The sequence below is a fragment of the Anatilimnocola aquadivae genome (assembly GCF_049819085.1).
In the GTDB taxonomy this organism is placed as follows: domain Bacteria; phylum Planctomycetota; class Planctomycetia; order Pirellulales; family Pirellulaceae; genus Anatilimnocola.
In genome coordinates this window covers 4256152-4281799 of the sequence record NZ_CP187419.1, presented here as the reverse complement: position 1 = coordinate 4281799, position 25648 = coordinate 4256152, and the positions used below count along the sequence as shown (strand labels likewise).

Here is a 25648-nt window from a genome sequence, read left to right as displayed (position 1 = left end):
TTGACCCTATCAAGGGGATGAGATGGCGGTTGTTCGGCTATTTTGTGGCAGGAATGAGTCCCATTACCGCCCAGTTCGTGGCGGCAGCAGAGATCCATTGATCAGGTCCATGAGGGAAGCCCCCTTCGAAATACGGCTGGAAGGGAATCGCCCGCGTTCTAACGTGCCAAGAACCGTCTTCGAGTTGAGTGGATAGCAGGAACTTTACACCACGCTGATAGTCGGGATCTGTAGCTACCACCGTCCCCGACTCGTGCAGCGCGGTTAGCACCTGACCTGTTGCATACGCATCACTGGCCATCGTCGGCAACTGCGACCAGCCCCCGTCGACTCGCTGCTCGGCTAACATTTCGGCAGCAAACTTCCTCAGGGAATCTTTGGCATCGCCGGCCCACGCTAGACCGAGAAGTCGCCCAACCCTGTCCGCCGTCGATTTCGGTTTGGTGGTTCTCAACCAATCCGCTGCCCGCCAAACCGCCTTCTCATAGTCCGCTGGCAATGCTTTGGGCTTGTACATCTGGAGAGCTCGTAACGAAATCGCGGTGACCTCAAATTCGCTCGACTCCAGCGGAGGTCGATTGGCAATGAGCCGCCACCGCCCATCTGGCATCTGATCATTCTTCAAGTAGCGCGCCATGGCGTCCGTCGCCACGTCAGGCGGATAACTTTCGGCCGCGAGACCGACCAGGAGGTAATCCACAGTATTTGAATCACCTGGAGTCCCCATACCCTGCAGGCTCCGCTCGCGCCACATTTCAATGAATGCCCCGACTCCTTCTCGCTGCGTCTTCGCCACTTGCTCGTCGACGGAGATACCCGCTTTACGAGCCGCCGACACGGACATCGCGGTCAGCGAGTTATTGTGACAGGAAACACAGCCAGATTTCTTGAGGAACGCAACGTCTGCTCGCTGCAGCAAAGGTAAGCTCCGTTCGACGGCAGCCCTAGCCGACGTGGCCGGCTTCGGCTTGAGACCCGACAGTGCAGCTTGCCGCCCGGGCTTCGCCCCAGACTTCTCCAGCAATTCCACGATCGGGGTTCGCCCTGCCTGCCGCGCGAAGTCGAGTGCGGTTCGGTTATCCGCCGCGATCGCGTTCACTTCGGCTCCGAGTCCGATCAGCGTTTCCACAGTTTTCAGCGAAACCTCATCGGAACTGACGGCCAGCATCAGGATGGAACGTCCCGCCGGATCCCTGGCCGTCACCTCGGCCCCAGCCTCAAAGAACGCCTTCACCGCTTTCGCGTTGCTGAGCGCCAGCGGCGCACCGAACGGGGGAGTGAGAAATAGACCGGATCCCTTGAGCGCGCCTCGGTCGGCAGTCTTCAGCGTCAGACTTACACATCCGGCGTCGTTCGCATTCATCGCTGCCAGGAGCGGCAAGACGCCGCCCATGGCTTTCGCATCAGCTCCCCGATCTACGAGTAAGCGGAGGAGCGCCTCGTCACCCGCCTCGGCCGCCAGGCGCAGGGGTGTCATCGGGCCGCGGTAGGTGCTCACCATTTCGGACGGGTTCGCTTTGTAATCGAGCAGCAATTTGACGACGTCGTAAGATCCCGGCCTGGCCGCAGCAACGAGCAGTGGCGTGCGCCCATCGTCGGATCGGGCATTCACGTCAGCCCCGCTGCGAGTCAGCAAGCGTGTCTTGTCCACATCGTCCACCGCCCACATGAGCGCGGTGGCTCCGGCCTCGTTGCGGATGTTTGGGTCGGCGCCAGCTTCCAATAGGAGACGAACCGACTCCGCATCTCCGTAAAGCGCGGCATACATGAGAGGCGTTGAGCCGCCGAAACCCTTGAGCTTTACCGCCGAGGGTTCTTCGCTCAGCAGTTTGCAAAATGTAGCCCGCTCGCCCTCCCGCAGTGAGTCCATGAGCCGGGTCGCCTTCGGGTCGGCGGGCGGAGCGGGAGTTTCACCAGATGCCTCATCCGGCCACATAGCGCCTTGGTCGATCCAGGCTTTGATCACCTGGATCTGCTCCGCAGTTAACGCAGCTTCGGGGGGCATTTGTAAATGGCCGTGGCTGCCGACAAGTCGAAAATAAAGATGACTCGCCTCGCTGTTTCCGGGAGCAATCTGATTGGCGATCCCCCCACGGAACGCATCCCGGCGACGGTCTAGTCGAAACCCGTTCTTCTGTTGCTTGGGTCCGTGACAGCCCGTGCAGTGCGCCTTGAACAGGGGTTGAACATCACGCACGTAGTCAACCTTGGCAGGTTCCTTGGCGGATAATCCGTTGACAGTGGCGACTACAATGATCGCGGCGAACAAATCAGGCTTCCACATACTTTTCCCCTGCACACCGGCGCTAGTTTTGCGGCTGCTGACGGCTCTAGCTCCGCCTCGCCACTAACAGTGCCCCGTCTGGCGGGAAAGCGTGCCAGAGATTTGTGAGATTTTTCGAACTTCGACCTAAGAGCGGTCGAGCGCGTCGATCAGCCAGGCCCGCGCGAATGCCCATAGCCGGGAAGCGCTCCTGCTAGAGAGCCCAAGCATCGTCGCCGCTTCAGGGAGCGTCAGACCGACGAAATATCTCAATTTGACGAGCTCCGCAGCTTGCAAATTCGTCGCGGCAAGAGTGCCGAGGACCTCATCGAGTTCAAGTAATTGATCGTCCGGAGCCGTGGCGGAATCGGTCAGCAAGTCAAATTGAACCCGCGCGCGATCCCCACCGCGTTTTAGGCGTTGCTTGTCGCGCGCGCGGTTAATCAGAATGCGACGCATCGCCTCGGCGGCCGCTGCGAAAAAATGCCCGCGGCTATTGAACTGCTGTGCTGTCTTGACATCGACGAGCCGGAGATAGGCCTCATGTACTAGAGCCGTGGGCTGCAATGTCTGTCCCGGCCTCTCCTGGTCCAGTCTGGACGCCGCCAGTTTTCGCAGCTCGTCATAGACGAGTGGCAGAAGCTGTTCAGCGGCTTTCGGGTCGCCTTGATCGATCGCCGAGAGAATTTGTGTCACGTCGCTCATAGGGCGGTCAGTATAGCCGCCCGACCGAAGCTGCCCAAAAAAGGGCGTGCGCGAAAAAGTTTCAGTTGGCGGCGATGAATTTTCCGAGATGATTCTGTTTCGGGGTAATTAGCTCCTTCGGTCCGACACTCCGACTGTAACTCGGCCGATGTGACCGAAGCGTTTTTGAATTCCTTGTCGGTGTCGATCTACGGCGGTGCTGGAGCGGCATCTGCCCCACCACGTTTCATCGACTTGCCAGCCCCCTTCGCTAATTGCCGCGGCAAGAAACGTAGTCGGCAAACACTTTTTGATTAGCGATTGATTAACCGGACAATTCCTCAGTTGCGTGCCGGCTCGGCAAATCGCGATTTCAAAAAGTTGGCGATCAGTTCTTAATTACGACCATCTTTTCCGCAGTCATCTCCCGCATTGTCCAAGGTATTCCGCCAATACCGCAGCCCGCTGCGCGGCGGCCAGCGAATGGCATCCAGTCGGTTCGAAACGCCGTATGGTCGTTGATCATCACGGCTGAAGCATCGAGTCGTTCCGCCGCATAAAACGCAGTCCGCACGTCCTGTGTAAAAATGCTCGCTTGGAACGCGACCGGCAGAGAGTTTGCCCGGGCAATGGCGTCATCAAGTTCGGTAAACGGATAGACACAGGTTACCGGACCAAAAATTTCGAGCGTGGAGACCTTCGCATCGGCAGCAGGATCGACAAGAATTGCGGGGAGTAAAGTCGACTCACTCAGCCGACCGCCGCCGATCAGTCGGGTGCCAGCGACCACGGCTTCGTCGATCCAACTGGCCACGCGGTCGGACTCGCGAGGAGTAATAAGAGGACCAACTTCCGTCTCGCGTTTGATAGGATCGCCAACGGTCAAGGCGCTCACACTGGCGGCAAAACGTTCAACAAATTCTCGTTGCAAATCCTTATGAACAAAGATGCGTTGAACGGATACGCAGACCTGCCCTGCGTGGTAGTAGCCCCCCTTCGTCAGTGGTTCTATGGTCTGCGCGAGATCCGCGAGGCGGTCGACGATCACTGGCGCGCTGCCTCCGTGCTCCAGCGCGCAGCGCGTCCCTGCCGACAACTTCGACCGCAGATGCCAGCCCACCTGGCTCGAACCGATGAAGCTTAAGAATGCAATACGCGAATCGGTGGCGAACTTCTCGCCGATTTCTCGGCTTGCTGGCAGAAGCGTTTGGCACCATTCCGGCGGCAGCCCCGCTTCGTGGACTAGCCGCACAAAATCGAAGCAACATAGCGGCGTGGCCGAAGCTGGCTTCACAATGATCGGGCAACCAACGGCAATCGCAGGCGCGACCTGATGGACAATCAGGTTCAGCGGATGGTTGAAGGCAGAGATAGCCGCGACCACGCCGATGGGCTCGTGAATCGTAAATGCTCGGCGATCCACGCTAGCGGCAGTCAACCCCATCGGGATTTCGTGACCCGCGGCCACGCGCAGCATGTCGACCGCTGTCCTAACTCCATCAATGGCCCGATCAACTTCGATCAAAGCGTCCGTCAGCGGCTTGCCACCTTCACGGGCGATCTGCAAGCCAAAGTGATCACGCTTACCTTCCAACAGCAGAATTAGCTTGCGAAGAACCGCTGCTCTTTGGAACGGCTTCAGCCAGGTTTTGCGGTCTGCAAACAGTCGAGACGCTGCCGAAAGTTTGCGTTCCAGCGTAGCTGCGTCATCGGTCTGGAGCGTGGTAATCGGAGCGCGGTCAAATGCCTGGACTACTTCAATCATGTCGATCTCCTTTTGGACTATCCGCAGCGAACAGATCCTTGAGTCGGTGAGGCTGGCAACGCAAGTACTGCTTGGGCGCCCGAACCTGAGCCCCCAACTCGGCTGCCGCATGCCATGGCCAACGAGGGTTGTAAAGCGCCGTTCGGGCAACCGCGATTAGGTCAGCATCACCTGTTCCGATAATTGCTTCTGCCTGCTCGAACGATGTAATGAGTCCCACGGCGACAACCGGCATCTTCACGAATTGCTTGATTGCGCGAGCCAACGGAACCTGGTAGCTCGGGCCCACTGGAATTTTCTGAGCTGCGTGCAAGCCGCCGCTCGAGATATGTATTGCGCTGCAGCCGCGAACCTCTAGCGCTTGGGCGAAAGCGATCGACTGCTCCAAATCCCAGCCTCCATCCACCCAGTCAGTTGCAGAGAGGCGCACACTCACTGGTTTCTCTGCAGCAACGGCATCACGCACGGCTGCAAACACTTCCAGCGGAAATCGCAGCCGGTTTTCGAGCGATCCGCCGTACTCATCAGCACGCAGGTTAGATAGCGGAGAAAGGAATTGATGCAATAAATAACCGTGAGCGACATGCAGCTGAACTAATTGAATGCCCAGCCGATCGGCGCGTACCGCAGCAGCCACAAAGGCCTCGCGGATGCTCTCCATTTCGCTGCGCGTGAGCGCGGTGGGCGCCAATTCATGTTCCTCGTAAGGAATCGCTGACGGCGCTACTGTCTGCCAGCCACGAGCATCGGAGGGAGAAAATTGTGCGCGACCGTTCCAGGGCACTTCCGTCGAAGCCTTGCGTCCTGCGTGATTCAATTGGATGCCGATCGGCATCTCGGAGTAATTGCGCACGCTCAGCAGCACGCGGTGCAGGGCGGCTTCGGTTTCGTCGTTCCAAAGCCCGACATCGCCGAAAGTGATTCGCCCCTCGGGCAGCACCGCCGTCGACTCAATGGTCAGCACGACCGCCCCGGAAAGGGCTAAATGGCCCAGGTGAATGAGATGCCAATCGGTCATGCACCCGTTTTCCGCCGAATACTGACACATCGGCGCAATGACAATCCGATTGGCTAATTCGAGGTTGCCAACTCGCAGCGGCCGGAATAGCGCTGGCTGTGCCATCAGGAGCTTCCATTTGTCGAGGCGCAGGAAAGTACGATCTCACTGGGCTGCAAGAATCTTGATCATTTTCTCAGCCACGCCTTTGGCAGACGCTGGGTTCTGACCGGTGACCAAGTTGCCATCGGCGATGCTGAAGTCCGCCCACGGCCCGGTCTTATGAAAGATCGCGCCTTGATTGGTCAGCGCCGTTTCCAGCAGGAACGGCACGTCGGCCCGGGCGTAGTTCTTCTCCTCGTCGTTGGTGAAGGAGGAGACGTTTTTGCCTTGAAGCAGATAGGAGCCATCGTGGAGCTTCACGTTGAGCAGCGACGCCGGCCCATGACACACTGCGCCGACAACGGCGTGGCGTTCCCAAGTTTGCTGGATGACTTTTTTCAGCAGTGGATGCTCGGGCATGTCGACCATCGGCGCGAGTCCGCCGGGCATGAAGATCGCGTCGTATTGGCTGACGTTCACATCCGCGAGTTTCTTCGCCTTTTGCATGTCGGCCCAACCCTGGCCGACGAGGAAGGCGAGGTTGTCGGGATCGCCGGCCAAGTTTAGCGCATCCAGGTACGGCGTTTCTCCGGTGAGACTGGCAAAATCGATCTGATACGTCGCGCGGTCGAACTCTGCGTACGGATGGGCCACTTCGGGTAAGAAATTACCAGTGCGACGATGGGCCGGGCCGATCTCGTGCGCGTTGGAAACAATGATGAGTACTTTCTTCGACATGACGTTCATTCCTTAAAGGAGTGCGGATTGATTCGCCGGCGGCAACCGGGCTATTGCAACGCTTTAACGCAGGTCACCTCGCGTACGGCAAGGTGCGGCAGGATGCCTGTGGCCACGAGACGCTGATAGTGCTCGGATTGGCGATGAGCGTCGGCCGCATCTGCATCCACATACTTCTCGACTAAAAACAGCTCGCTGGGGTCCGCATCCGATTGGTAGACCGCATAGTGCAGGTTCCCTTTTTCGGCGCGCGTCTTTTCGGCGAGTTCTGGCAAAAGGGCGAGGATACGCTCAACCTCAGCCGGCTTGATTATCCATTTGACGATTACAGCCCGTTCCATTTCGGTCTCCCACCTCTCGGTACGGAAAGATTTAGAAGCTCACGACCGCGCGGCCAACGACCTCGCCGGCGCGGAGCAGTTCGAGGTACTCATTAATCTGCTCGAAGCGGATCGGCTTGATGGTGTGCAGGATTTTGCCTTGCGCGGCGAGGGCAACAACCTCGCTTAAGTCGAGATTGTTGCCCCAGTACGAACCGTGGATTGTTTGTTCGCGGTTGACTCGGGGTAGCAGGGGGACATCGATCCGGTCGCCGACCAATCCGACATCGACATAGTGCCCACTGATGCCGAGCAGGCCCATGGCCAGTTGCATCATATCCGGCGCGCCGGCGCAATCGATGATCGCGTCCAGGTCGCTCTGCCCCGTGGCCTGGTGGAGTTCGTTCGCAATCTCGGCCGGTGATTTGTCGCGAATGGCAATGATGTGATCGGCGCCATACTCCTTGGCGACGGCGAGCTTTTCCAGATTACGGGCAAAGGCCACAACGGTCGCGCCGCCCCCCAGCAACTTGCCATATTGGACGGCGTAACTTCCCAAGCCGCCGATGCCGAAGATGCCCAAGATACGGTTCGGTCCCAGCGCGCGGGCGTCGCGGAGTTTCTTGATGCCGCGATAGGGAGTCAGGCCGGCATCGGTGAGCGGCGCGAGTTGTTCGAACGGCAAACGCTGATCGACCTTGATGAGATAACGAGCAGGCACTGGAATGTACTCGGCGAACCCGCCATACGGACCAAAGCCGGGCCAGCGGACATTCGGACAAATGTGCGTATTGCCGACCTGGCAATGCCGGCAGGTGCCGTCCCCCCAGCCGGGCGCGACCACGACGTGATCACCTTCTTGCAGCGCGGTCTTCGGCACTAGGTTGCCGATCTCGTGCACGACGCCGGTGATTTCGTGCCCCGGAATGATTGGCGTCGGGATGTCGTTGTAAGGGCGAAAGTAACCGTCCAGCAGCTGCACGTCGGAGCGGCACATGCCGCACGCGCGAACCTGCACCAGAACTTCGTCCGGACCAATCTCGGGGACGGGCACTTCCTCGAGCACGAGCGGTTGGTTGTACGCGCGAATGCGAGCGGCTTTCATGTGACTTTCCTTTCGTGCGGAGGAACGAAGTACGACAGGTGTTCTTCCGCTGGTCCGCTGCTTCTCACGAGAAAGACGATCAGCAGGATCAGCGAAGTAATGAGACTCGCCGTTGGGCAAAAGATGGCGAGCAGCGGTCCCTGTTCATTCCAGGGCAGCAACCACGGCTGGAGAAGTTGTTTCGCCACAGGGTCAACGCCCATCGCTGAAACGGTGTGCATGCCCGCCGCGCCACCACCGATCGCAAAATAGCCCACCGCCATGCCGCCGGCTGCAATCGCGCTGACGGCAAAGCCGCCGGCGCTCAAGCCACCGCCCAAAGCGCAACCGCCGAGGGCCACGAGTGCGCCGATGCTGAGTCCACCTAGTGAGATCAAACCGAGAGAAACTCCGCCGATGGTCAAGCCACCCACCGCCACGCCGCCGATGGCCAGGAAACCGACGGCTATGTTTCCCACCGCAATGACTCCTTTGGCGATGCGTTTTTTGCCGGTTGCCGGATCGCGGCCCGTGGCGATGTGAACCAAGGGGACGCCAAACAACAGCATTTGCGACTTATATTCCCGACCGCGGATGCTCTTCATGTTCAATTCCCTTTTTTCCGGGCTGCGAGCGCATCATCGAACACTTTTTTCACCGGCCCGAGTGCCTGCACGAACTCCAACTGTTCGCCTTCGGGCCCTTTGCAGTAGATCAGCCGCCAGCCGTTCGATTTGCCTTCGGTAATGCCGTTGCTGTTAGTATCGAGCGGCGTTTTCTGTCGGGCTGTTTCGGACGTCACCGTAACCGTGCGGTTCGACCGGACCTGGTTCATGCCGCGTCGCGCCGACTCGGCTTCCAGATCGGCGATGAACTGGTTGAAATCGACATCGTCGCGCAGATGAAAGCAGATGTGCATCATCCGCGGGAAAGCCGGACTCATGTGATCGAGCGGTTCGGCGAAACTCGCGCCGCTGCCAGCCGGCTGCTCCGCATCGCGATACTGCAGCAGTTCGATCACCACGTTGTCGAACTGAATGAACCGCACATCGAGACGCTGCGCACCATTTCGCAGATCGGGAATTCCCAGCGTCCGCGGATTCACTCGGCGGGCGCGGGCTTCGATCTCTTGATCAGTCAGCAGCGTGTTGTGAATCCGCTCCCCCTGAAAGTCGCCGTCGCGCATGATCTCGGTGCCGCCGAGGACTTCGGTGTAGAACTCGCAGGCGCGATCCATGTTCTGCACGGTCAAGCCGAAGTGCTGCACCCCCTGCAATCGCGCGCCGAGCGATTTTTTATCCGCCGCAGTTGCGTTCGCCAGCGCGGACGAAGCAGCGAGTCCAATCGCCACAGCTCCCGTGGTCTTGAGGAGTGCGCGGCGGTCCAAATCGGTGTTCTCGGGTTTCTGTCGATCAGTCATGGCCTGCTCCTGTGGGAAGAAGAGAACTTGCGCTACTGCGCGAGGTAACCGCCATCGATCGCGAGCTCAGCGCCCGTGACGTAGCTCGCTTCGTCGGAGGCCAGGAACAGACAGCCGAAAGCGATTTCGCTCGGCTTGCCGCCCCGTTTCATCGGCGTGGCGGCAATGACGGCTTCATTAAGGTCCGCCGCTTGCGACTGCGTCAGAGGCGTGTCGATAAAGCCCGGATGAATCGAATTCACGCGAATGCCATTCTCGGCATACGTCATCGCGGCATTCTTCGACATGACCCGCACCGCGCCTTTAACCGCGTGATAGGCATGCGCGCCGCTGACCGCAGTCGTGCCCCAAATCGACGAGATGTTGACGATCGATCCCGACTTCTGCTTGACCATCGCGCGCACCGCCTCGCGCATGCCGAGAAAGACGCCGGTCTGATCGACCGCGATCATCTTGTGCCAGTTTTCCATGCTCAGTTCGTGCAGCGGTTCATAGGCGATGATGCCGGCGTTGTTGATCAGCACATCCAGGCGACCTGTTTTTTGAAGGATCGCCGCCACGGCCGCGGACCATTGCGCTTCGCACGTCACGTCGAGCGGAATTGCCTCCACACCGCGCGGATAAGCCTGCCCAGGCGACTTGATGTCGCCAGCGAACACCGTTGCGCCTTCGTTCACGAACAATTCCACCACCGCGCGACCGATGCCGCTCGCTGCACCCGTGACGAGCGCTACTTTGCCTTGAAGTCTCATGGGCCAGGTTCCTTCGTGCGTAAAGTTCAAAACTACCGAGACGACTTGCCAGCAACATGCTTGCTGAGAAACTCTCGCATCAGGCGGGCGATTTCGTCCCCCTGCGATTCCAACGCGAAGTGGCCGGCGTCGAGCAAGTGAAACTCGAGCATTTTCAAATCGCGTTTGTAAGGTTCAGCCCCTTCGGCTGGAAAGATCTGGTCGTTCTTGCCCCAAGCGATCAGCATGGGGGGCTGATGCTTGCGGAAATACTCTTGCCACTTCGGATACAGCGGCGGATTGCTGCCATAACTCAGGAACATGTCGAGCTGGATTTCATCGTTCCCCTGGCGGTCGAGCAGAAACTGATCGTGAGCCGCGCCATCGGGGCTAACGAACTCCGGCTGCTTCAGTCCGTGTGTGTACTGCCACTTCGTCGCTTCATAGGTGAGCAGGCCGCGCAGTGCATCCCGTTTTTCTTTGCTCGCCGGTTCTTTCCAATACTCCTTTACGGGTTTCCAAAAGTCGTTGGCCAGCCCCTCGTCATAGGCGTTGCCGTTTTGCACGACGATGGCGGTGATCCGTTCAGGACGTGCCGAGGCGAGACGATAACCGATCGGCGCGCCATAGTCCTGCACATAGAGGGCGTACTTGTTGAGCTCGACCTGGGCGGTGAACTCATCGATGACCTTGGCCAGGTTGTCGAACGAGTAGGTGAACTTATCCCGCGATGGCATCGAGCTGTGACCGTAGCCCGGATAGTCGGGAGCAACCACGCGATACTTGTCGGCTAGCGCCGGAATCAAATTCCGAAACATCTGCGAACTGGTCGGAAAGCCGTGCAACAGCAAGATGGCGGGCGCATCTTGGGGCCCCGCTTCGCGGTAGAAGATCTCCAGGTCGCCGACCTTGGTAGTCTTGTGCTGCACCTTCACGGAGTGCGGATCGGCGGCAGTAGCCTGCGTTGCCAGCGCCAGAAGCAAAACCAACAGCCAATTCAATATCATCAAGCGATTCATGTTGTCCTCCAGTACGATTACTAAGCGTTCAGGGTGGACACGATTTTCGCTCGACAACTCAAGGGCTTTTCGTTTCCCCCAAAACCGTGGTTAAATCGGCCCAAAAACTCAGGTAGATTTTTCTTTCTGCGGGCGGCAGTTTCTCTAGCTCACTCGCCTCGCGCAGCCCCGCTAGTTCGTCGTCGGTTTGAAACTGCCGCAGGCCCTGCAACGTTTTTGTCCGTATCTGCTCGTTGCTCTGGTCGAGCGCATGGCGGCGGACGGCGAGCTCCTGACGAAGCCACTCAAGCGCTTGTCCGCGCCACGTCGACCGCTCTATATTTCGGAGGCCCGCAGCATCCGATCCACGGCCGCATCCAGCGCTTGCAGCTGCTTTCGCAGCGGCATATCGATAGCCGTTCGCCGACCCGAGCAGGCTGGGGTCAGCAGCAAACGCTTCTTCGTAAAGGCGGGCGAGCACTCCATTCCGTTCCTTGAACTGGCAAATGCCGGTCAGCGCTAGTCGCTCATCGTTGTCCTGAGGCTGGTAACTACCTGCCAGGAATGCCGCCAGATCTGGCAGGATCAACTGCTCGGCTTCGCGGCGGAGCACATGATAGATCCAGGCATCCTGCGTCTTACAATGTTGCAGCCGCCAATCGTGCGACGACACTGCCGCTGCCAACGTGTGGCGAGCTTCTTGTTCTTTGCCGCTGCGGTGCAGCGCCATCGCGAGCACCAATCGCGGCGCAGGGCCGAGCACGCGCGATGCATCTCCTTTCATCGTGGCGATTGCTGCGTCGAATTTATCCTGGCGATACTCAGCGAGGCCGCGCGCGAAGAGATAGTAGGAATGGAAACCTCCCGTCTTGGCCGTTTTGGAAGAAAGTGCCCGTTCGGCGAGAGACACCGCGGTCGCCAACTCTTCTCCCGCTACGGGCATCAGCAGGCTCAACCGGCTCACCTGTTCGGCAAAGCGCGGGTCCTTGGTCCCGCCGAATCGCTTCAACATCTCCCGGCGTGCGTTTCGGTATTCTTCCTCTTTGCCAAGAAAGAGGCACAACTCGGCATAGCCATACCAGGCGGAGTATTTTGCCGCGTCCTTAGCGAGCGAGAGTTGCCACGTGGTTTGCAGTTTCTCCAACTTTCCGCGCTTCAGCAAATAGTCGCGCAGCGCCTTTTGAGAGTCTTGCAGCGTCGGATCGAGTTCCACGCCCTTGGTGAACCACGCGAGCGGATCGGTCTCTGGGCCCTGGCGGTCCAGGCACAAACCGAGTTCGGTATGCAGGATTGCTGATTGCGACCTGGTCGGCAGGATGCCGCGGAGGTATTCGATGGAGGCGGAGTGTCGTCCACTGAGCGACAGGTGACGCGCGTAGTGCTGATGGTGGAAATCGTTCGTCGGATCGAGCTCCGTGCCGCGGCGAAACTCTGCCACCGCTTCTTCGCGCCGCCCCACATCCCACAGAACGCAACCGAAGTGCCAATGCGCGACGGCCGACTGCGGTCGCAGTGCCGTGGCCGCCTGCATGTAGCCGAGTGCCTCGCTATTCAATCCGTTCTGACGCAGCAAACTTCCCAGTCGCAAGTTGAGATAAAAGTCGCTGGAATGCCCCTGGTAGAGTTGCCTCATGAGGGCAAGACGATCCGCCAGCGGGAGTTGCTGGTCGCTCACGTACACTTCCAGGGTGAAGAGTGGAATCATCGCTGGGTCTGTTGCCGGCCGAGTGGCAATCAGCTCTTTGACGGCTGCGCGATCTTTTAAGACCTTGATGTCGCGGGCCCGTAATCGCCACGCGGATTGATCGCGATCGGCCTGACTGCTGACCTGTAACGCCCACGAGCCGCGGGCCACGTCTTTCGGATAAATGAAGATGGAATAGCGTTCGAGCGCGGCGAGTAGCGCATCGCGAATGTTGGATTCACGGATTCGGCGGGCCACAACTTCCGGTTCGTCAGCGAACGCTCCCAGTCCCGCGGCTCGAAACGCGTTCATGAACTTGGTGTCGTAGGATGTGAAGGGGACACCTCCCGACGTCGCTTCGAGCCCCTCCGACTGGAATTCTTCCAAACGAGCTGCCAACTTGAGATCCCGACTCCCTTGATCGATGGACTGTCGCAAATCCCCCGGCAGGTGAATCCCCAGTCGTCCCTCGGCGCGATCACGCGCAGCGCTTGCGGCTTGCCAGGAAGACTCGTTCAAGTAGCGAACCATATCGCGCACGTCGCCGTGCGCAGCTTGGGCTTTTGCCGAACGGTCGGAGAGGAGCCACAGACCACCGCCCGCGAAGGCCAGTGTCGAGAGGACTGCGATCGCAACCGCCGTGGCCAAGACCGGCTGGCGGCTGATGCGCCGCACTAGCGTCATGAGAAAAGTTTCGGGCCTCGCCGCGATCGCTTCACCGTTGAGGAAGCAATGCAGATCATCCGCCAGCGCAGCCGCGGTAACGTAGCGCTGCCGTGGCTCTTTCTGCAGGCAAGTCAGGCAGATGGTCTGCAGGTCGCGCGGCACCTGGCGATTCAAACGATTGGGCGGTACTGGCTCGTGGTGAATCACTTGCAAGAGCGTTTCCGTGGGAGTCTCGCCGCGGAACGGCGTGCGGCCCGTCAGCAGTTCATACAGAATCGCGCCGAGCGCATAGACGTCCGCTGTCGGCCCGATCTCGCGCGACTGGCCGAGGGCCTGTTCGGGTGCCATGTAGGCCGGCGTGCCAAGGGGCACGCCGCTGAGCGTGAGTTCGGCGCCACCTGCGATCCGCCGAGCGAGGCCGAAGTCGGTAATTTTTGGCGTGCCCGCAGGCGTGAACAGAATGTTAGCGGGTTTGAGATCGCGATGGACGATTCCTCCCTGGTGGGCCGCGTGCACACCTTCCGCCAAGGTTGCCACGAGCGCGGCGGCCTCGCGCGGCGGCTGCGGCACGCCGGCTTGCCTTTGGGCCAGGCTCCCTCCCTCGATCAACTCCATCGTGAAGTAAGGCCGGCCCGCCAAATCGCCGACATCGAAAATCTGAACGACGTTCGCATGCCGCAAGGCGGCGACTGTCTCTGCTTCCCGCCGAAACCGTTCCCGCTCGTGCTCGCTGGCGTAAGAACCGGCCAGTGTCATCTTCAAAGCAACCAACCGGCTGAGCTTCACTTGCCTGGCCCGAAACACAATGCCCATGCCACCCTGGCCCAGCACTGAATCGACTTCGTAGCCCGGCACTTGTGGCAATCCATCGCTCATCTGCGGCGTATCGGCCTCGTGCGGCGGAACCAGCAGCATTTCATCGAGCGTCGCCCGCGCCCAGCAAATCTGTCGCCAGCGGGCGCTGACGACAGGCAGCAGTTCCGGGCAATGGACACAGATCTCCTCGGGAGTGGAGTTCTGGTCGAACAGTTCGTCGAGAAGTTCACGCACTCGGGGATCATCCGGCATTTCAGCATCCCAAGTTTCTAGTTCGGATTCGCATCGCGCGACTAAACGCCTTCGCCGGGCCCCGTCGGCAGGGAGGGCCGCGGGTCGAGATCGCCCAATTGTTCGGTCAGCAACCGCAGGCCCCGATCCAACCGCCGTTGCACGGTTTTGGGAGAGACTCCCAGCAACTCCGCGGCTTCGCCATAGGTCATCCCTTGGATGCGGACGAGGTCAAACGTCTCGCGGTCGTCCGCCGGCAGGTTGTCGATCGTCTCGAGCATACGCCGACCGTTTGGCGATACACCGCTGTCGCTGCTGGCCGGCGTGGGAATCTCCCCGGCGGGCAACATGGCTGCAGTCGGCTGATTATCTAAGCGTCGGGCCAGGTCATTGAGTTCCCAGCGCATGTGCTGACCGGCCAGGGCGAAGAACTCTCGCACTGTTTGAGGGCGGGCCTCCCGCAAAGCCTTCAGCAGGCGCTCGACGACGGCGCTCAGCAATTCGTCGGTCTGTAGTTGCAGAGGCGAACGGGTCAAACGCGGGTAATCGCGATGCAGCAACGTAGCGCAAAGTCGCTGCAATCGCAGCACGGACCGATCCAGCATCTGGCGCACGATGGGTTCAGCCGGCGAATCGCCTTCCAGCTCTCCCAAGTAGCGCTGCACAACGGCGGTGGTATTATCGTCAGGCATGATCGAACTCCGCGAGCATTCACCTCACGAGGTGCCCGCCTGCACCGCTCAAGGATTCGGAATGCCGTTCTCATGTGCAATTTACTCGTAACGCCGGGGGAGAAGAGCAAACCGCACAACCACGACTGCTAGGTATTACGTCACTGCACTAAGGGTTTGTTTCACGAGATAATTACCATTCTAGCCAGGGGAAAACAACCCATCTGCTACCTTGAAAACGAACTAGGTCGTCTATTTTTGCGCTACGCACGCCGGACCGTGCTTCGGTCCGACACGCCGCTGTTCGCATTCGAGGACGATGTGACCGAGGCACATTGGCTAGCCATGCAGCTGGGTCGTATGCGGACGAGAAATCAAGTTCCGATCTTAACGGCTGCCACATCTTGTCGCGGCGGTGCTCCGAACATTCGTCTGTATTCACGACTGAATTGCGACGGACTCTCGTATCCCACTCGATAGGCGGCGCTAGCGGCGTCTAGCGACTCGGCAAGCAGGAGCCGCCGAGCTTCTTGAAGCCTCAGCTGCTTCTGATATTGCAAGGGACTCATTGCTGTGATGTTCTTGAAGTGCAAGTGCAGCGTTGAGGGAGCCAGGCCGACTCGTCCAGCAAGCTCTTCGACGATAAGGGGCTCTGTGAAGTGGTCTTTGAGCCACATGATCGCCTTCGATATTCGATGAGCCGGCGCGCCAGTGGAGGCAATCTGACGGAGGCGCGAACCCTGGGGCCCAGTCAGCAGTCGATAAATGATTTCTCGGAGGATCAGCGGAGCCAGCGGTCGGATATCTTCAGGCGTTCTGAGCAGCGCGACTAAGCGTTCAACGGCATCCTGCAGCGGTGGAGTCATTGGGGCCAAGGCAAGTGCTCGACCAGGTTTCAATGTTGGAGCAGTTGCATGCTCCGCGAGCATTTCCCCGACCACGGCGAGATTCAGGTTAACTCGGGCGACCAGGCAAGGCCGCTTTGGCGAAGCCTCGACAACTCGCGAGGTCGCCGGTAGATCAATTGAGACGAGCAGCGATTGCGAGGGGTCATAGCGGTATGGCTCACCACCGAGGACTATTTCCTTAGCTCCTTGCGCGACGACACACAGGCACGGCACGTAAGTCGAGGCATTGTGCTCCGTGACGGACGATGCCCGGTAGAGAGCCAACTCGGGAATGGCGGTTTCATACTCGCCATCTTCGTGAATGTGTCGTTCGATGAACGAAGCCAGTTTATCAAAGCTCACGTTGGTAACCCTCCGAGAAACGATCGGGACTCCCTTATTCTACGGTTAGATTTCTCGCTGGCTCTGGCAGCCGCGCAAAGTCATAGAGGATTAGGCAATCTCGCCGGAGCATCGTTCTACCGCTATTCGAGCGAGCATCCCTAAGATTCTTTTGGAATGAAAGAGCTTGGGCGATGCTGACTTCGTGGAAGCGGTCGCCTGGAAGCTCACTGGCCCAATAGTTGCGGCCGGTTTCACGCAAAATCAAGGAGAGCAGCGATGAATCTTACTGAGAATGGTTACCGCTTCGCCGCATTTGGCGCGCGAAGCCTGTTGTTCCGAACTGTACTCGCCCTTGTGGCAGGGTTTCTAATCCGTGCAACCACCGTGGAGGCTCAAGACATGGCGCCAGGAGCAGCCAATTTCTACAAGAGTGGAATGGTCACCGCACAGAAAGTATCCTTTACCAACCAATACAAGATGAAGGTTGCGGGCAACCTGTTCATGCCAAAGGGTGCGGTCGAGGCCGTCAAACATGCCGCGATCATTGTTGGTCATCCAATGGGCGCTGTGAAGGAACAAAGCGCAGACCTATACGCCACGAAACTGGCAGAACAGGGATTCGTGACATTATCTCTCGATCTGTCCTTCTGGGGCGAGAGCGAAGGTCAGCCTCGTAACGCTGTTTTGCCGGATATGTACGCGGAGGATTTTAGTGCATCGGTGGATTACCTCGGCACTCGCCCATTTGTTGATCGTGAGCGGATCGGGGTTCTCGGCATCTGCGGCAGCGGGAGCTTTGTCATCAGTGCGGCCAAGATTGATCCGCGCATGAAGGCCATTGCCACGGTCAGCATGTACGACATGGGCGCGGCCAACCGGAACGCACTGAACCGTTCCCAAACGGTAGAGCAGCGCAAGAAACTCATTGCAGCCGCAGCGGAACAGCGCTATATCGAGTTCACCGGCGGTGAAACGAAATACACCAGCGGCACTGAGCATGAGCTCACTGCCGAGACCCATCCGATCCAGCGCGAGTTCTACGACTTCTATCGCACTCCAAGAGGCGAGTTCACGCCGCAAGGTTCGTCGCCGAAACTTACCACTCACCCGACGCTTTCTAGCAACGTGAAATTCATGAACTTCTACTCGTTCAACGACATCGAGACGATTTCGCCCCGACCTATGCTGTTTATCACTGGCGACACGGCCCATTCTAAGGAGTTCAGCGAGGACGCCTACGAGCGTGCAGGCGAACCGAAGGAGTTACTCGTTGTACCCGACGCTGGACACGTCGATTTGTACGATCGGGTGAATCTAATTCCCTTCGATAAGCTCACGAAGTTTTTCAAGGAACATTTGAAATAAGTGAGCCACGAGACTTGGAGGACGCATGTCGAAATCAAAAGTAATTATCGTTCTTGTCGCCGGCGTGCTGTTCGGGAGCGCCGCCTGCGGCAGGAGTGTACCTGCTCAAAATGCGAATTCCGCGGGCGGCAGTGCTCAACCTGGCAAGGAGTCTATTGGGAAGATGAACATCAAAATCGGCTCCAAAACATTCACGGCGACTCTCGCGGACACTGCGGCAGCGGCCAAGCTTAAGGAGAAGCTACCATTGACGCTAAAAATGAGCGAACTGAACGGCAACGAGAAACACGGTTCGCTGTCCGAGCCGCTTCCAAAAAAGGAGGAAAGCCCTGGAACGATCCAAAATGGCGATCTCATGCTTTGGCAAGACGACACGCTGGTTGTTTTTTACAAAATGTTCAAGTCATCGTATCGCTATACGCGGCTTGGACGAATTGAAGATCCTTCCGGGCTGGAGGCCGCGGTCGGTTCGGCAGACGTGACAGTGGCGTTCGAATTAGAAAAATAGGTGCGACCGTGAACAGTGATTTGGACTTCAGCGGCAAGGTGGCGTTTGTGACTGGCGGCGCTAGCGGTATCGGCCGCGCGTCGGCGCTGGCATTCGCCCGTAAGGGAGCCAGTGTCGTCACCGCTGATGTGTCGGAGCAGGGCAACCAAGAGACGGCCCGCCTTATCGAGCAACAAGGCGGGCGGGCGCTCGCAGTCAGGTGCAACGTAAGCCAGGGCGAAGAGGTGAAAGCGGCCCTGACCAAGACCGCCGACACCTTCGGACGGCTGGACTTCGCGTTCAATAACGCGGGTATCGAGCCACGAGCTCCGGCTCCAACAGCGGAGTACGACGAGGAGGAGTGGAACAGGATCTTCGACATCAATCTTCGCGGCATGTTCCTGTGCATGAAGCACGAGATTCCACTAATCCTCAAACATGGAGGCGGCGGCGCGATCGTCAACACGTCGTCAGGCGCGGGCGTCATCGGCATCAAGGGGAGCCCGGCGTACACCGCCGCGAAGCACGGCGTGATTGGCCTCACCAAGGCAGCAGCCCTTGATTACGCCGCACAGAAGATCCGCATCAATGCCATCTGCCCTGGCTACATCGACACACCGATGATGGGGCGTTTCACAGGAGGCACCTCCGAAGGCCGTGCGAAGGTCATCTCGGAGGAGCCGGTCGGGCGCATGGGCACTCCCGAAGAGATTGCTGCGGCTGTCATGTGGCTCTGTTCCGACGGGGCGGGTTTTGTGATTGGCCATGCAATGGTAGTGGACGGCGGCCAAACTGTTCAGTGAAGCTCAACGAGCCTTTGAACAAGGACAACATACCTCGGCCTGGCCTTCTTGAATGCTCGGTGCGACACGTCGAATGCAATTCGGTCGATGTGTCCGAAGCAGGCTAGGCAGAAATCACATCACCAAATTGGACGCCCCGCTTCGGCGGATGTTCTGCTAAGTACCAGCGCTTCGATGGAAGATGCCCCGAAGTAGGCATCAATTGATCGTGAAAGTAGAGGAAAAACAACATCCACGCTCTGCAGACTTCTGCTTCCCTCAATTGCCAAGATTTTTGACTATGATGAGCATTCTCGGAAATTCCCCTGAAACCGTTACAAGAAGTCTTTTGATTCATGTTGTCGAATTGGAAGCCCTTAAAAGAACGCTGCCGTACGCGGCAAGCGGAATCTGAACAAGTGGATCGGCGGAAACATGGCGTATCAGATCAGGCCGTCGGCCCGCGCAGGCGTTTAGTGTTTGAATCGCTTGAGTCACGCGATTTGCTGGCCGCTGTGGCGTTCAACGATCCCAACCCATGGCAGTACAATTTTTTTGGCGAGCACATCTTGCCGCTGGCCAACGGCAACGTTGTCATCACGGCCCGTGGCGACAATAGTGGCGGCCAAAGTGGCGGAGCCGTCTATCTGTTCGACGGCGAGTCCGGCGAGATCATCAGCACGATCCGAGGCCGCGATTTTTGGAATATTGGGTCGGGAGGCGTGCTGCCGGTCGGCGACAGCAATTTCATCATCGTTTCGCCCTGGTACGGCAGGATCGGTAACGGCCAACCTCTGGGCGCGGTCACCTTTGGGAACGGCGAGACCGGCGTGAGCGGCGTGGTCGATGCGACCAATAGTCTGGTTGGCTCGAAAGCTGGCGACTATGTCGGGACGTCGAACTACCAGCCACAGGTGACGACGTTGCCCAACGGCAACTATGTCGTCATGAGTCCCTATTGGAGCGGTGGCGGCGCGCTAACGGTCGGCGACGGGCAAACGGGAACAACCGGCGCGGTTAGCGCTGACAACAGCTTGGTTGGCGCCGGATCCAGCGGCTTCTTGAGTGATCTCACCATCCTCGCGAATGGAAACCTGGTTGTTAACGGCTACACCTCGGCGACCTGGATCAACGGCGCTACGGGACTGCAGGGAACGGTGACAGCGAATAACAGCCTGGTAGGTTTGCCGTCGCGCGCGGATGCGGCGAACAACCGGCACATCGTGGAAGTGGGCGACAGCAACTATGTGGTGGCAACCAATCGCTCGGTTACCTGGGGCAGTGGCTCGACCGGTATGGTTGGCCAGGTGAGCGTCAGCAACAGCTTGCTCACGCAAACTGGCGGCACCGGCACTGTGACTGTGCTGGAAAACGGCAACTATGTCGTGGCTTCACCGGCTGCGCAAGTGGCTGGTGTTGCCGCCGCGGGCGCAGTGACTTGGGGCAACGGGAACGCGGGCATCAGCGGCAACATCGGTGTGTCGAATAGCCTGGTCGGCACGCAGGTGAACGATGCCGTGGGGAGCGGCGGCGTCGTCGCGCTGGAGAACGGCAATTTCGTTGTGCTGAGCCCAGCCTGGGATGCGGGCACGGTGACCGATGTCGGAGCAGTCACTTGGAGTTCCAGCAGCACCAGTGGGATCAAGGGAGCCGTGAGTGCGGCGAACAGCCTGACAGGTTCCACTGTCGGCGATCAAGTGGGAAGCGGTGGAGTCAAAGAACTGCCCAACGGCAACTATGTGATTAGGAGCCCGCTGTGGGATCGCTCCGCAGCCACCAATGCCGGGGCGGTGACCTGGGCCAATGCTGCGGCGGCGATAACGGGCACCGTTGCAGTTTCCAATAGCCTCGTCGGTAACAGTAGCAATGACCAGATTGGCAGCGGCGGAGTGACGCCGCTGGTCAACGGCAACTATGTCGTGGCCAGCGGGCAATGGGATAGTGCCACGGCGACCGACGTTGGAGCGGTGACTTGGGGAAACGGGGCCACTGGATCGGCGGGAGTTGTCACGGCCGCAAATAGCCTGATTGGCAGCACGGCCGAGGATCGCATCGGAACGTCGATCGTTCCGCTGACGAATGGCAACTATTTGGTTTATTCGCAGGAATGGGCCTTTGGCAGCGTACCGCGCGCAGGCGCTGTGACGTGGCGCAATGGTACTGTGGCATCGGCTGCTGTTGTGAGCACGACTAACAGTTTGCATGGCAGCCTGACAGAGGACTTGTCGCCGAATTACTCGCGCGTGCCGGTGCAACTGATCGCGCTTGCCGGCGGCAATTACGTCGTGGGAGCTGCGGGCTGGGACAACGGCAGTGCGATGGATGCCGGGGCCGCAATCTGGGGCAACGGCAACATGGGAATATCGGGCCCCGTTTCGACCGCCAATAGTCTCTACGGTAACGCTGCCGGTGAATACGTGGGTATGTATGTGACCGCGCTCACGAACGGCAACTACCTCGTTTCGTCCGGCGCTGATTACAACTACTCAGCATTGACGTGGGGCAATGGTGCCAGCGGCGTGACTGGGCTACTGAGCACAATTAACAGCCTTGTCGGCCTGCATGGTGGCGACAGCTTGGGCTATGGCAGCTACAGCGGACAGCCGATCGTTCCGCTTCCCAACGGCAACTTCGTATTCTCGTCGTGGCAGGCTGACGTCGGTTCTTGGGGACAGGCGGGGATTGCGGTTTGGGGTCGGGGCGACTCACCCCTGACCGGACAACCGTTGGTGCAGTCGGCGAATTTTTTGCTGGGCACGCGGGCTGACGGAAATCTGCAAGACATCGTTCTCGACATCGTCCGCCGGCGGTTCTTCGCTCCCTTCATCGGCGAAAGCGTCGTCCGCATTGGAGATTTCGACTCCGGCTTTCGGGTGCCAACGCCATCACTGGCCGTCACGCTGACCGCGGGCAATCTGGTGATTGCCGATGTGGCAGCGGGTGGAAATCGCAACAATCTGACTTTGAGTGGAATCAAGATCGGCAATGTCGACTATTTGGAAATCGAAGATCCTATCCAGCAATTCATTTCCGCCCCGTCCACAACGCCAGCCAGCCTGCTCTTGGAAAACAGTACAAAATTACGCATCCCGCTCAGTGCCATCGCCGGTTCGATTACTCTTGATCTCGGCAGTGGAAAGGACGATGTGACGCTCTATTCGAGCCTAGACATGATTCCCGCGGGAGGACTTTATCTCAACGGCGGCGCTGACAGCGACCACCTCCTCTTGTACCTGCAGGGGACGACCACCATCAACTACACTGGCCGCAACGCCGGTACGTTGGGCACTGCGTTCGGCCTCGTCACATTCACGGGGATCGATCAGCTACTCAGCTCGGCGACGACGAACGTCATCAACTTGCCGTCATCGTCAACCAATGCGACGAGTTTTGTCTCGGGAGTTCTTACCAATCAAATCTTGAGCGGAGAAAACGTTTTCACGCCGACCTCGGTGTCGAATAGCAACTTGACTCTGTTGCCTGGCACTCCGAACGACACGATTCTGATCGATAAGCCAAATGCAGGAGGTTGGTTGACGGTCAATGTCGGAAATTCTTTGCTGCAGTGGAAACGCATTCGTTACCAAACCCTCATCACGAGCGCAGGCGTGCGCGCGCATGCGGAAACCATCGAATTGCTCGGCGGCGAACTATATGGTAACGACATTCAATTGTTTGCGGGTGAAGAAATCATCGCTGCGGCAGGTGTTCCTCTCCACGCTCGGTCCTTCGCGGCGCTTTCAGCCAAGCGTTTGCTCACCGATGCTGCGCGCTCAATCACACTCCAGGTCGACTCGGGCAACTTGGTGATAACCGCCGATCAACTTGACTTGCGGGGCCTATCGGCGACGACCACAGGCACGATCGAAATCTCTCCGCGCACTGCTGGACGACCCATCGACTTGGGCGGCGTCGATACAGCGACGACGTTGGGGATCTCCGATGCTGAACTCGACCAACTTTCTGCCGCCAAGCTTTATATCGGCGACGCCAGCAGCGGCGAGATCTCGATTACGAACTCGATTCGCCTGGCAGTCAGCACCGAACTGAAACTTCAGTCGTCCGGAGCCATTCGATTCGCTGGCGGTTCGCTGAATTCGGCTGGGGGCCCGATTTTGCTTCGGCCTGGCACGCAGGTCGTGCCCAATAGCAGCGGGCTGGACATCATTTCGGGCACGGGAACGGTGAACTTTAGCTCCACGAATCAGTTCGTCGTCGATCTGCGCGGACCGATCGCCGACCAGCAGTATCAGCAACTAAATATTGAGGGGGTCATTCAGCTGACCGGCCTGGAGCTGATCATCACGGGTCTGGCACCCGCCGTCAGCGACCAATTCGTCATCGTCAACAATGACGGCACGGACCCGATCGTGGGCACCTTTAAATCGCTACCGGAGGGCGCGCTGATCAACGTCAATGGATTGCAAAAGCGACTCACCTATAGGGGCGGCGACGGCAATGATGTGGTGCTGCTCAACCCTCCAGACACAGAGCCCTCAAGTGGCATGCACGTCAGGCTGCCGACAGGTCTGCAAGCCATGGCTGGCGCCGATCTTGCGATCCCCGTTCGGATCAACAGCAATCCAAACTCAGTGTCGACGCGTTTTCTGTCGGCTGATCTATCGATTTATTTCGATGCAGAAGTGCTGGATGTTTCGAGTGTCACGCTTGGCAATATCTTCGGTGCCGCGGCGAGCAATTGGTCCGTTGCCACGCAAATCAGTTCCCTGGCCGGCCGAGTTCTCATTTCACTTGTGGGGACCGCGCCGCTGCTAGGTGACATCAATGGTGACTTGGTTTACTTAAATGCGAGCATCAAGCCGACGGCGGCAGTTGGCCAGATTGCGCTCAACTTGGCGAATTTGTCGAAATCTCCCGTGCGCGAGTCGCAGCTCAATCAAGGACTCGCCGGTTTCTCTCCTGCCCCCACCGATCAGGACAACGATCTCGACGTCGATGGCTTGCTCCAAGTTCTACCTGGGCCGCAGTCGCCTGTGCCCGAAGTTCCTGCTGCCGTGCGACAAGGAAACTACCTGCATGTCACCGGCACGAGCGCCAACGATCGGATTTACGTTGCACCCCTGAATTCGCAAGTTCGAGTGCGAGTGAACAACATTATTATTGGTGACTACTCAACGCCGACGCAGGTCTACATTAATGGAGGCGGAGGCACTGATTACGTCTACGTCCACCCCACCGTGAGCGATCCGCCGCCGGTTATCCTCAGCGCGGGTGAAGCATCCGAGCCGGAATATGACCGACGGGCTGCTCCCAACAATAAACAAGTTCTGAAATTGTCCGATCACTCGAGTATAGTTCGCGACCTCGCATTGCTCGAACTGCTGAATGAGCAGCGGTCTCGCCAATTCGACGACGAAATGATAGCGCCGACCTAGACTTCGGCAGCAATATGCTAACGCGAGATGATCCACCAGCCCAAGTCTGATTCACTTATTGGTACGCAGTGCTTCGGTCCGACACTTCGAAGTGAGCCCCCGCGCTCTCGGTTAGTAAATGCGTCCCGACCAGTACCCCGGACTGAACGAGGCTGTTAACCGCTTTTCGGGCGAAAACAGAGAGCGGAGAGAGTTCGCAGGAGAGTGACGACGAAAACGGTCGCCGGATTAAAAAAGAGAGCGCCGCATGCTCGCCGCAGAGAGTCCGGACTTCGCCGTAACTCCTTGAAGAACAACGCGTAAACGAGAAAAGCCGGCAGAACTCTCTGGCCGGCATTTCGCGTTAACCGTTGGTTCGGCCCAAGTTAGGGCCGAAATAGAAGCTCCCTGGTCGGGACTCGAACTCGCGACCCCCTAGTTAACAGCCATCACTTCTCTGTTGTGTGCTTTTTGATGCCATGCCAGCGTGCCCTGGAATTTGCTACGCGAACGCGTGGAGAAAGGGCCGTCAACATTTGTCCGAGAGGTACAGAAAGGGTAGTGCTTCTGTAGCTCGGTCTGACCGAGAGCTACAGAAGGAGTAGTAGTTCTGTAGTCCGAGAGCTACAGAAAGGGCAGTGGTTCTGTAACCCTACAGCTACAGAAAGGGTAGTGGTTCTGTAGCTCAGCCTGGTATGCCAGGTTACCTAGCCTCCTGGGAGGGCCGGAATCGCCCGCAGGCCTTGGGTGGCAGTGTCTGGGTGTTTTGGACGAAGTAACGCTCTAGTGCGGCGCGTATTGCGTTTGCGATGGAGTCTGGATTGGCTTGTCAGCAGCGAGCCGCGAAAAACGGTGTCACGGCGTCATAGAGTCAGAATTGGGAGTGTTCGTCGGCACTGCGGCGCAACTCACTATCCTCGATCGAGACTGAGGACAGATTAGTCTCCGACATGCATCCCATCAGTTCGCAGAGTTGTCGTCACCCGAGGAGGTTGCCATGGAATTGTTCGTCGATCGATCCATTACGGTGGCCGATGTGGTCAGTTTTGACTTCGCGGATCGGATCGCGGCGTTTTCCGCGCTCTCGGTTAGTATCTGCGTCCCGACCAGTACCCCGAGCCGAACGAGGCCGTTATTTTTCGGCCGATGTGACCGAAGTTGGCTACTCACAGGAAGAAAGCGAAAACAACTCGTGCCGAATGAGAGTTTAAGCTTCTAGCAAATGAGGTAATCTTTG

The 25648-nt window shown here is 58.6% G+C and carries 18 protein-coding genes; 4 read left to right on the top strand and 14 right to left on the bottom strand.

What is annotated here, in order from left to right; translation table 11 throughout:
- Nucleotides 1-37: 37 nt before the first annotated feature.
- The 14 genes from NA78x_RS16990 to NA78x_RS16925 all read right to left on the bottom strand — a co-directional run bounded on the left by NA78x_RS16990 (nt 38) and on the right by NA78x_RS16925 (nt 16420).
- On the bottom strand, nt 38-2284 hold the full coding sequence (locus tag NA78x_RS16990; protein ID WP_425613562.1) for an ankyrin repeat domain-containing protein: 2247 nt from the start codon (nt 2282-2284) through the stop codon (nt 38-40).
- A gap of 126 nt (nt 2285-2410) precedes the next feature.
- Entirely contained in the window at nt 2411-2968 is a 558-nt protein-coding gene (locus NA78x_RS16985) for an ECF-type sigma factor (protein WP_425613561.1), read from the bottom strand.
- 367 nt (nt 2969-3335) lie between these two features.
- Nucleotides 3336-4712: an aldehyde dehydrogenase family protein gene (locus tag NA78x_RS16980; protein WP_425613560.1), complete on the bottom strand. Its 1377-nt coding sequence runs from the start codon at nt 4710-4712 to the stop codon at nt 3336-3338.
- Nucleotides 4705-5835 (bottom strand): NADH:flavin oxidoreductase/NADH oxidase, encoded by a 1131-nt coding sequence (locus NA78x_RS16975; RefSeq protein ID WP_425613559.1) that lies wholly within the window; start codon nt 5833-5835, stop codon nt 4705-4707. Before NA78x_RS16975 ends, NA78x_RS16980 begins: the two co-directional genes overlap by 8 nt.
- Nucleotides 5836-5874: 39 nt before the next feature.
- Nucleotides 5875-6549 carry a type 1 glutamine amidotransferase domain-containing protein gene (locus NA78x_RS16970; RefSeq protein ID WP_425613558.1) on the bottom strand — a complete coding sequence of 225 codons (675 nt, stop codon included), beginning with the start codon at nt 6547-6549 and terminating at the stop codon, nt 5875-5877.
- A 50-nt stretch (nt 6550-6599) separates the two neighbouring features.
- On the bottom strand, nt 6600-6890 hold the full coding sequence (locus NA78x_RS16965; RefSeq protein WP_425613557.1) for a putative quinol monooxygenase: 291 nt from the start codon (nt 6888-6890) through the stop codon (nt 6600-6602).
- 31 nt (nt 6891-6921) lie between these two features.
- Nucleotides 6922-7974: an NAD(P)-dependent alcohol dehydrogenase gene (locus NA78x_RS16960; protein ID WP_425613556.1), complete on the bottom strand. Its 1053-nt coding sequence runs from the start codon at nt 7972-7974 to the stop codon at nt 6922-6924.
- Nucleotides 7971-8558, bottom strand: a complete 588-nt coding sequence (locus NA78x_RS16955) for a hypothetical protein (RefSeq protein ID WP_425613555.1) — start codon at nt 8556-8558, stop codon at nt 7971-7973. The genes NA78x_RS16960 and NA78x_RS16955 overlap by 4 nt, the downstream gene beginning before the upstream one ends.
- A 2-nt stretch (nt 8559-8560) precedes the next feature.
- The gene (locus NA78x_RS16950) at nt 8561-9373 is read right to left on the bottom strand and encodes a VOC family protein (protein WP_425613554.1); all 813 of its coding nucleotides are present in this window, start codon (nt 9371-9373) and stop codon (nt 8561-8563) included.
- Nucleotides 9374-9405: 32 nt separating this feature from the next.
- Complete coding sequence (locus NA78x_RS16945; protein ID WP_425613553.1) at nt 9406-10125, bottom strand: SDR family NAD(P)-dependent oxidoreductase; 720 nt, start codon at nt 10123-10125, stop codon at nt 9406-9408.
- 32 nt (nt 10126-10157) lie between these two features.
- Nucleotides 10158-11123 (bottom strand): alpha/beta fold hydrolase, encoded by a 966-nt coding sequence (locus NA78x_RS16940; protein WP_425613552.1) that lies wholly within the window; start codon nt 11121-11123, stop codon nt 10158-10160.
- A 58-nt stretch (nt 11124-11181) separates the two neighbouring features.
- Nucleotides 11182-14520, bottom strand: a complete 3339-nt coding sequence (locus tag NA78x_RS16935) for a protein kinase domain-containing protein (protein ID WP_425613551.1) — start codon at nt 14518-14520, stop codon at nt 11182-11184.
- Nucleotides 14521-14561: 41 nt separating this feature from the next.
- On the bottom strand, nt 14562-15191 hold the full coding sequence (locus NA78x_RS16930) for an RNA polymerase sigma factor (RefSeq protein WP_425613550.1): 630 nt from the start codon (nt 15189-15191) through the stop codon (nt 14562-14564).
- Nucleotides 15192-15544: 353 nt separating this feature from the next.
- Nucleotides 15545-16420 carry an AraC family transcriptional regulator N-terminal domain-containing protein gene (locus tag NA78x_RS16925; protein ID WP_425613549.1) on the bottom strand — a complete coding sequence of 292 codons (876 nt, stop codon included), beginning with the start codon at nt 16418-16420 and terminating at the stop codon, nt 15545-15547.
- A 258-nt stretch (nt 16421-16678) separates the two neighbouring features.
- Here NA78x_RS16925 and NA78x_RS16920 point away from each other — a divergent pair, with 258 nt between their 5' ends.
- From NA78x_RS16920 to NA78x_RS16905, 4 genes are all read left to right on the top strand, one after another.
- Entirely contained in the window at nt 16679-17767 is a 1089-nt protein-coding gene (locus NA78x_RS16920) for an alpha/beta hydrolase (RefSeq protein WP_425613548.1), read from the top strand.
- A gap of 25 nt (nt 17768-17792) precedes the next feature.
- A complete protein-coding gene (locus NA78x_RS16915) occupies nt 17793-18275 on the top strand; it encodes a cyclophilin-like fold protein (protein ID WP_425613547.1) in 483 nt (160 codons plus the stop codon).
- 8 nt (nt 18276-18283) lie between these two features.
- Complete coding sequence (locus NA78x_RS16910) at nt 18284-19057, top strand: SDR family oxidoreductase (protein WP_425613546.1); 774 nt, start codon at nt 18284-18286, stop codon at nt 19055-19057.
- A 455-nt stretch (nt 19058-19512) separates the two neighbouring features.
- Nucleotides 19513-24432, top strand: a complete 4920-nt coding sequence (locus NA78x_RS16905) for a cohesin domain-containing protein (protein ID WP_425613545.1) — start codon at nt 19513-19515, stop codon at nt 24430-24432.
- Nucleotides 24433-25648: the final 1216 nt, after the last annotated feature.

Coding starts and splice junctions, on each gene's coding strand:
- NA78x_RS16990 (WP_425613562.1), bottom strand. CDS start 2,284: ATGTGGAAGCCTGATTTGTTCGCCGCGATCATTGTAGTCGCCACTGTC.
- NA78x_RS16985 (WP_425613561.1), bottom strand. CDS start 2,968: ATGAGCGACGTGACACAAATTCTCTCGGCGATCGATCAAGGCGACCCG.
- NA78x_RS16980 (WP_425613560.1), bottom strand. CDS start 4,712: ATGATTGAAGTAGTCCAGGCATTTGACCGCGCTCCGATTACCACGCTC.
- NA78x_RS16975 (WP_425613559.1), bottom strand. CDS start 5,835: ATGGCACAGCCAGCGCTATTCCGGCCGCTGCGAGTTGGCAACCTCGAA.
- NA78x_RS16970 (WP_425613558.1), bottom strand. CDS start 6,549: ATGTCGAAGAAAGTACTCATCATTGTTTCCAACGCGCACGAGATCGGC.
- NA78x_RS16965 (WP_425613557.1), bottom strand. CDS start 6,890: ATGGAACGGGCTGTAATCGTCAAATGGATAATCAAGCCGGCTGAGGTT.
- NA78x_RS16960 (WP_425613556.1), bottom strand. CDS start 7,974: ATGAAAGCCGCTCGCATTCGCGCGTACAACCAACCGCTCGTGCTCGAG.
- NA78x_RS16955 (WP_425613555.1), bottom strand. CDS start 8,558: ATGAAGAGCATCCGCGGTCGGGAATATAAGTCGCAAATGCTGTTGTTT.
- NA78x_RS16950 (WP_425613554.1), bottom strand. CDS start 9,373: ATGACTGATCGACAGAAACCCGAGAACACCGATTTGGACCGCCGCGCA.
- NA78x_RS16945 (WP_425613553.1), bottom strand. CDS start 10,125: ATGAGACTTCAAGGCAAAGTAGCGCTCGTCACGGGTGCAGCGAGCGGC.
- NA78x_RS16940 (WP_425613552.1), bottom strand. CDS start 11,123: ATGAATCGCTTGATGATATTGAATTGGCTGTTGGTTTTGCTTCTGGCG.
- NA78x_RS16935 (WP_425613551.1), bottom strand. CDS start 14,520: ATGCCGGATGATCCCCGAGTGCGTGAACTTCTCGACGAACTGTTCGAC.
- NA78x_RS16930 (WP_425613550.1), bottom strand. CDS start 15,191: ATGCCTGACGATAATACCACCGCCGTTGTGCAGCGCTACTTGGGAGAG.
- NA78x_RS16920 (WP_425613548.1), top strand. CDS start 16,679: ATGAATCTTACTGAGAATGGTTACCGCTTCGCCGCATTTGGCGCGCGA.
- NA78x_RS16915 (WP_425613547.1), top strand. CDS start 17,793: ATGTCGAAATCAAAAGTAATTATCGTTCTTGTCGCCGGCGTGCTGTTC.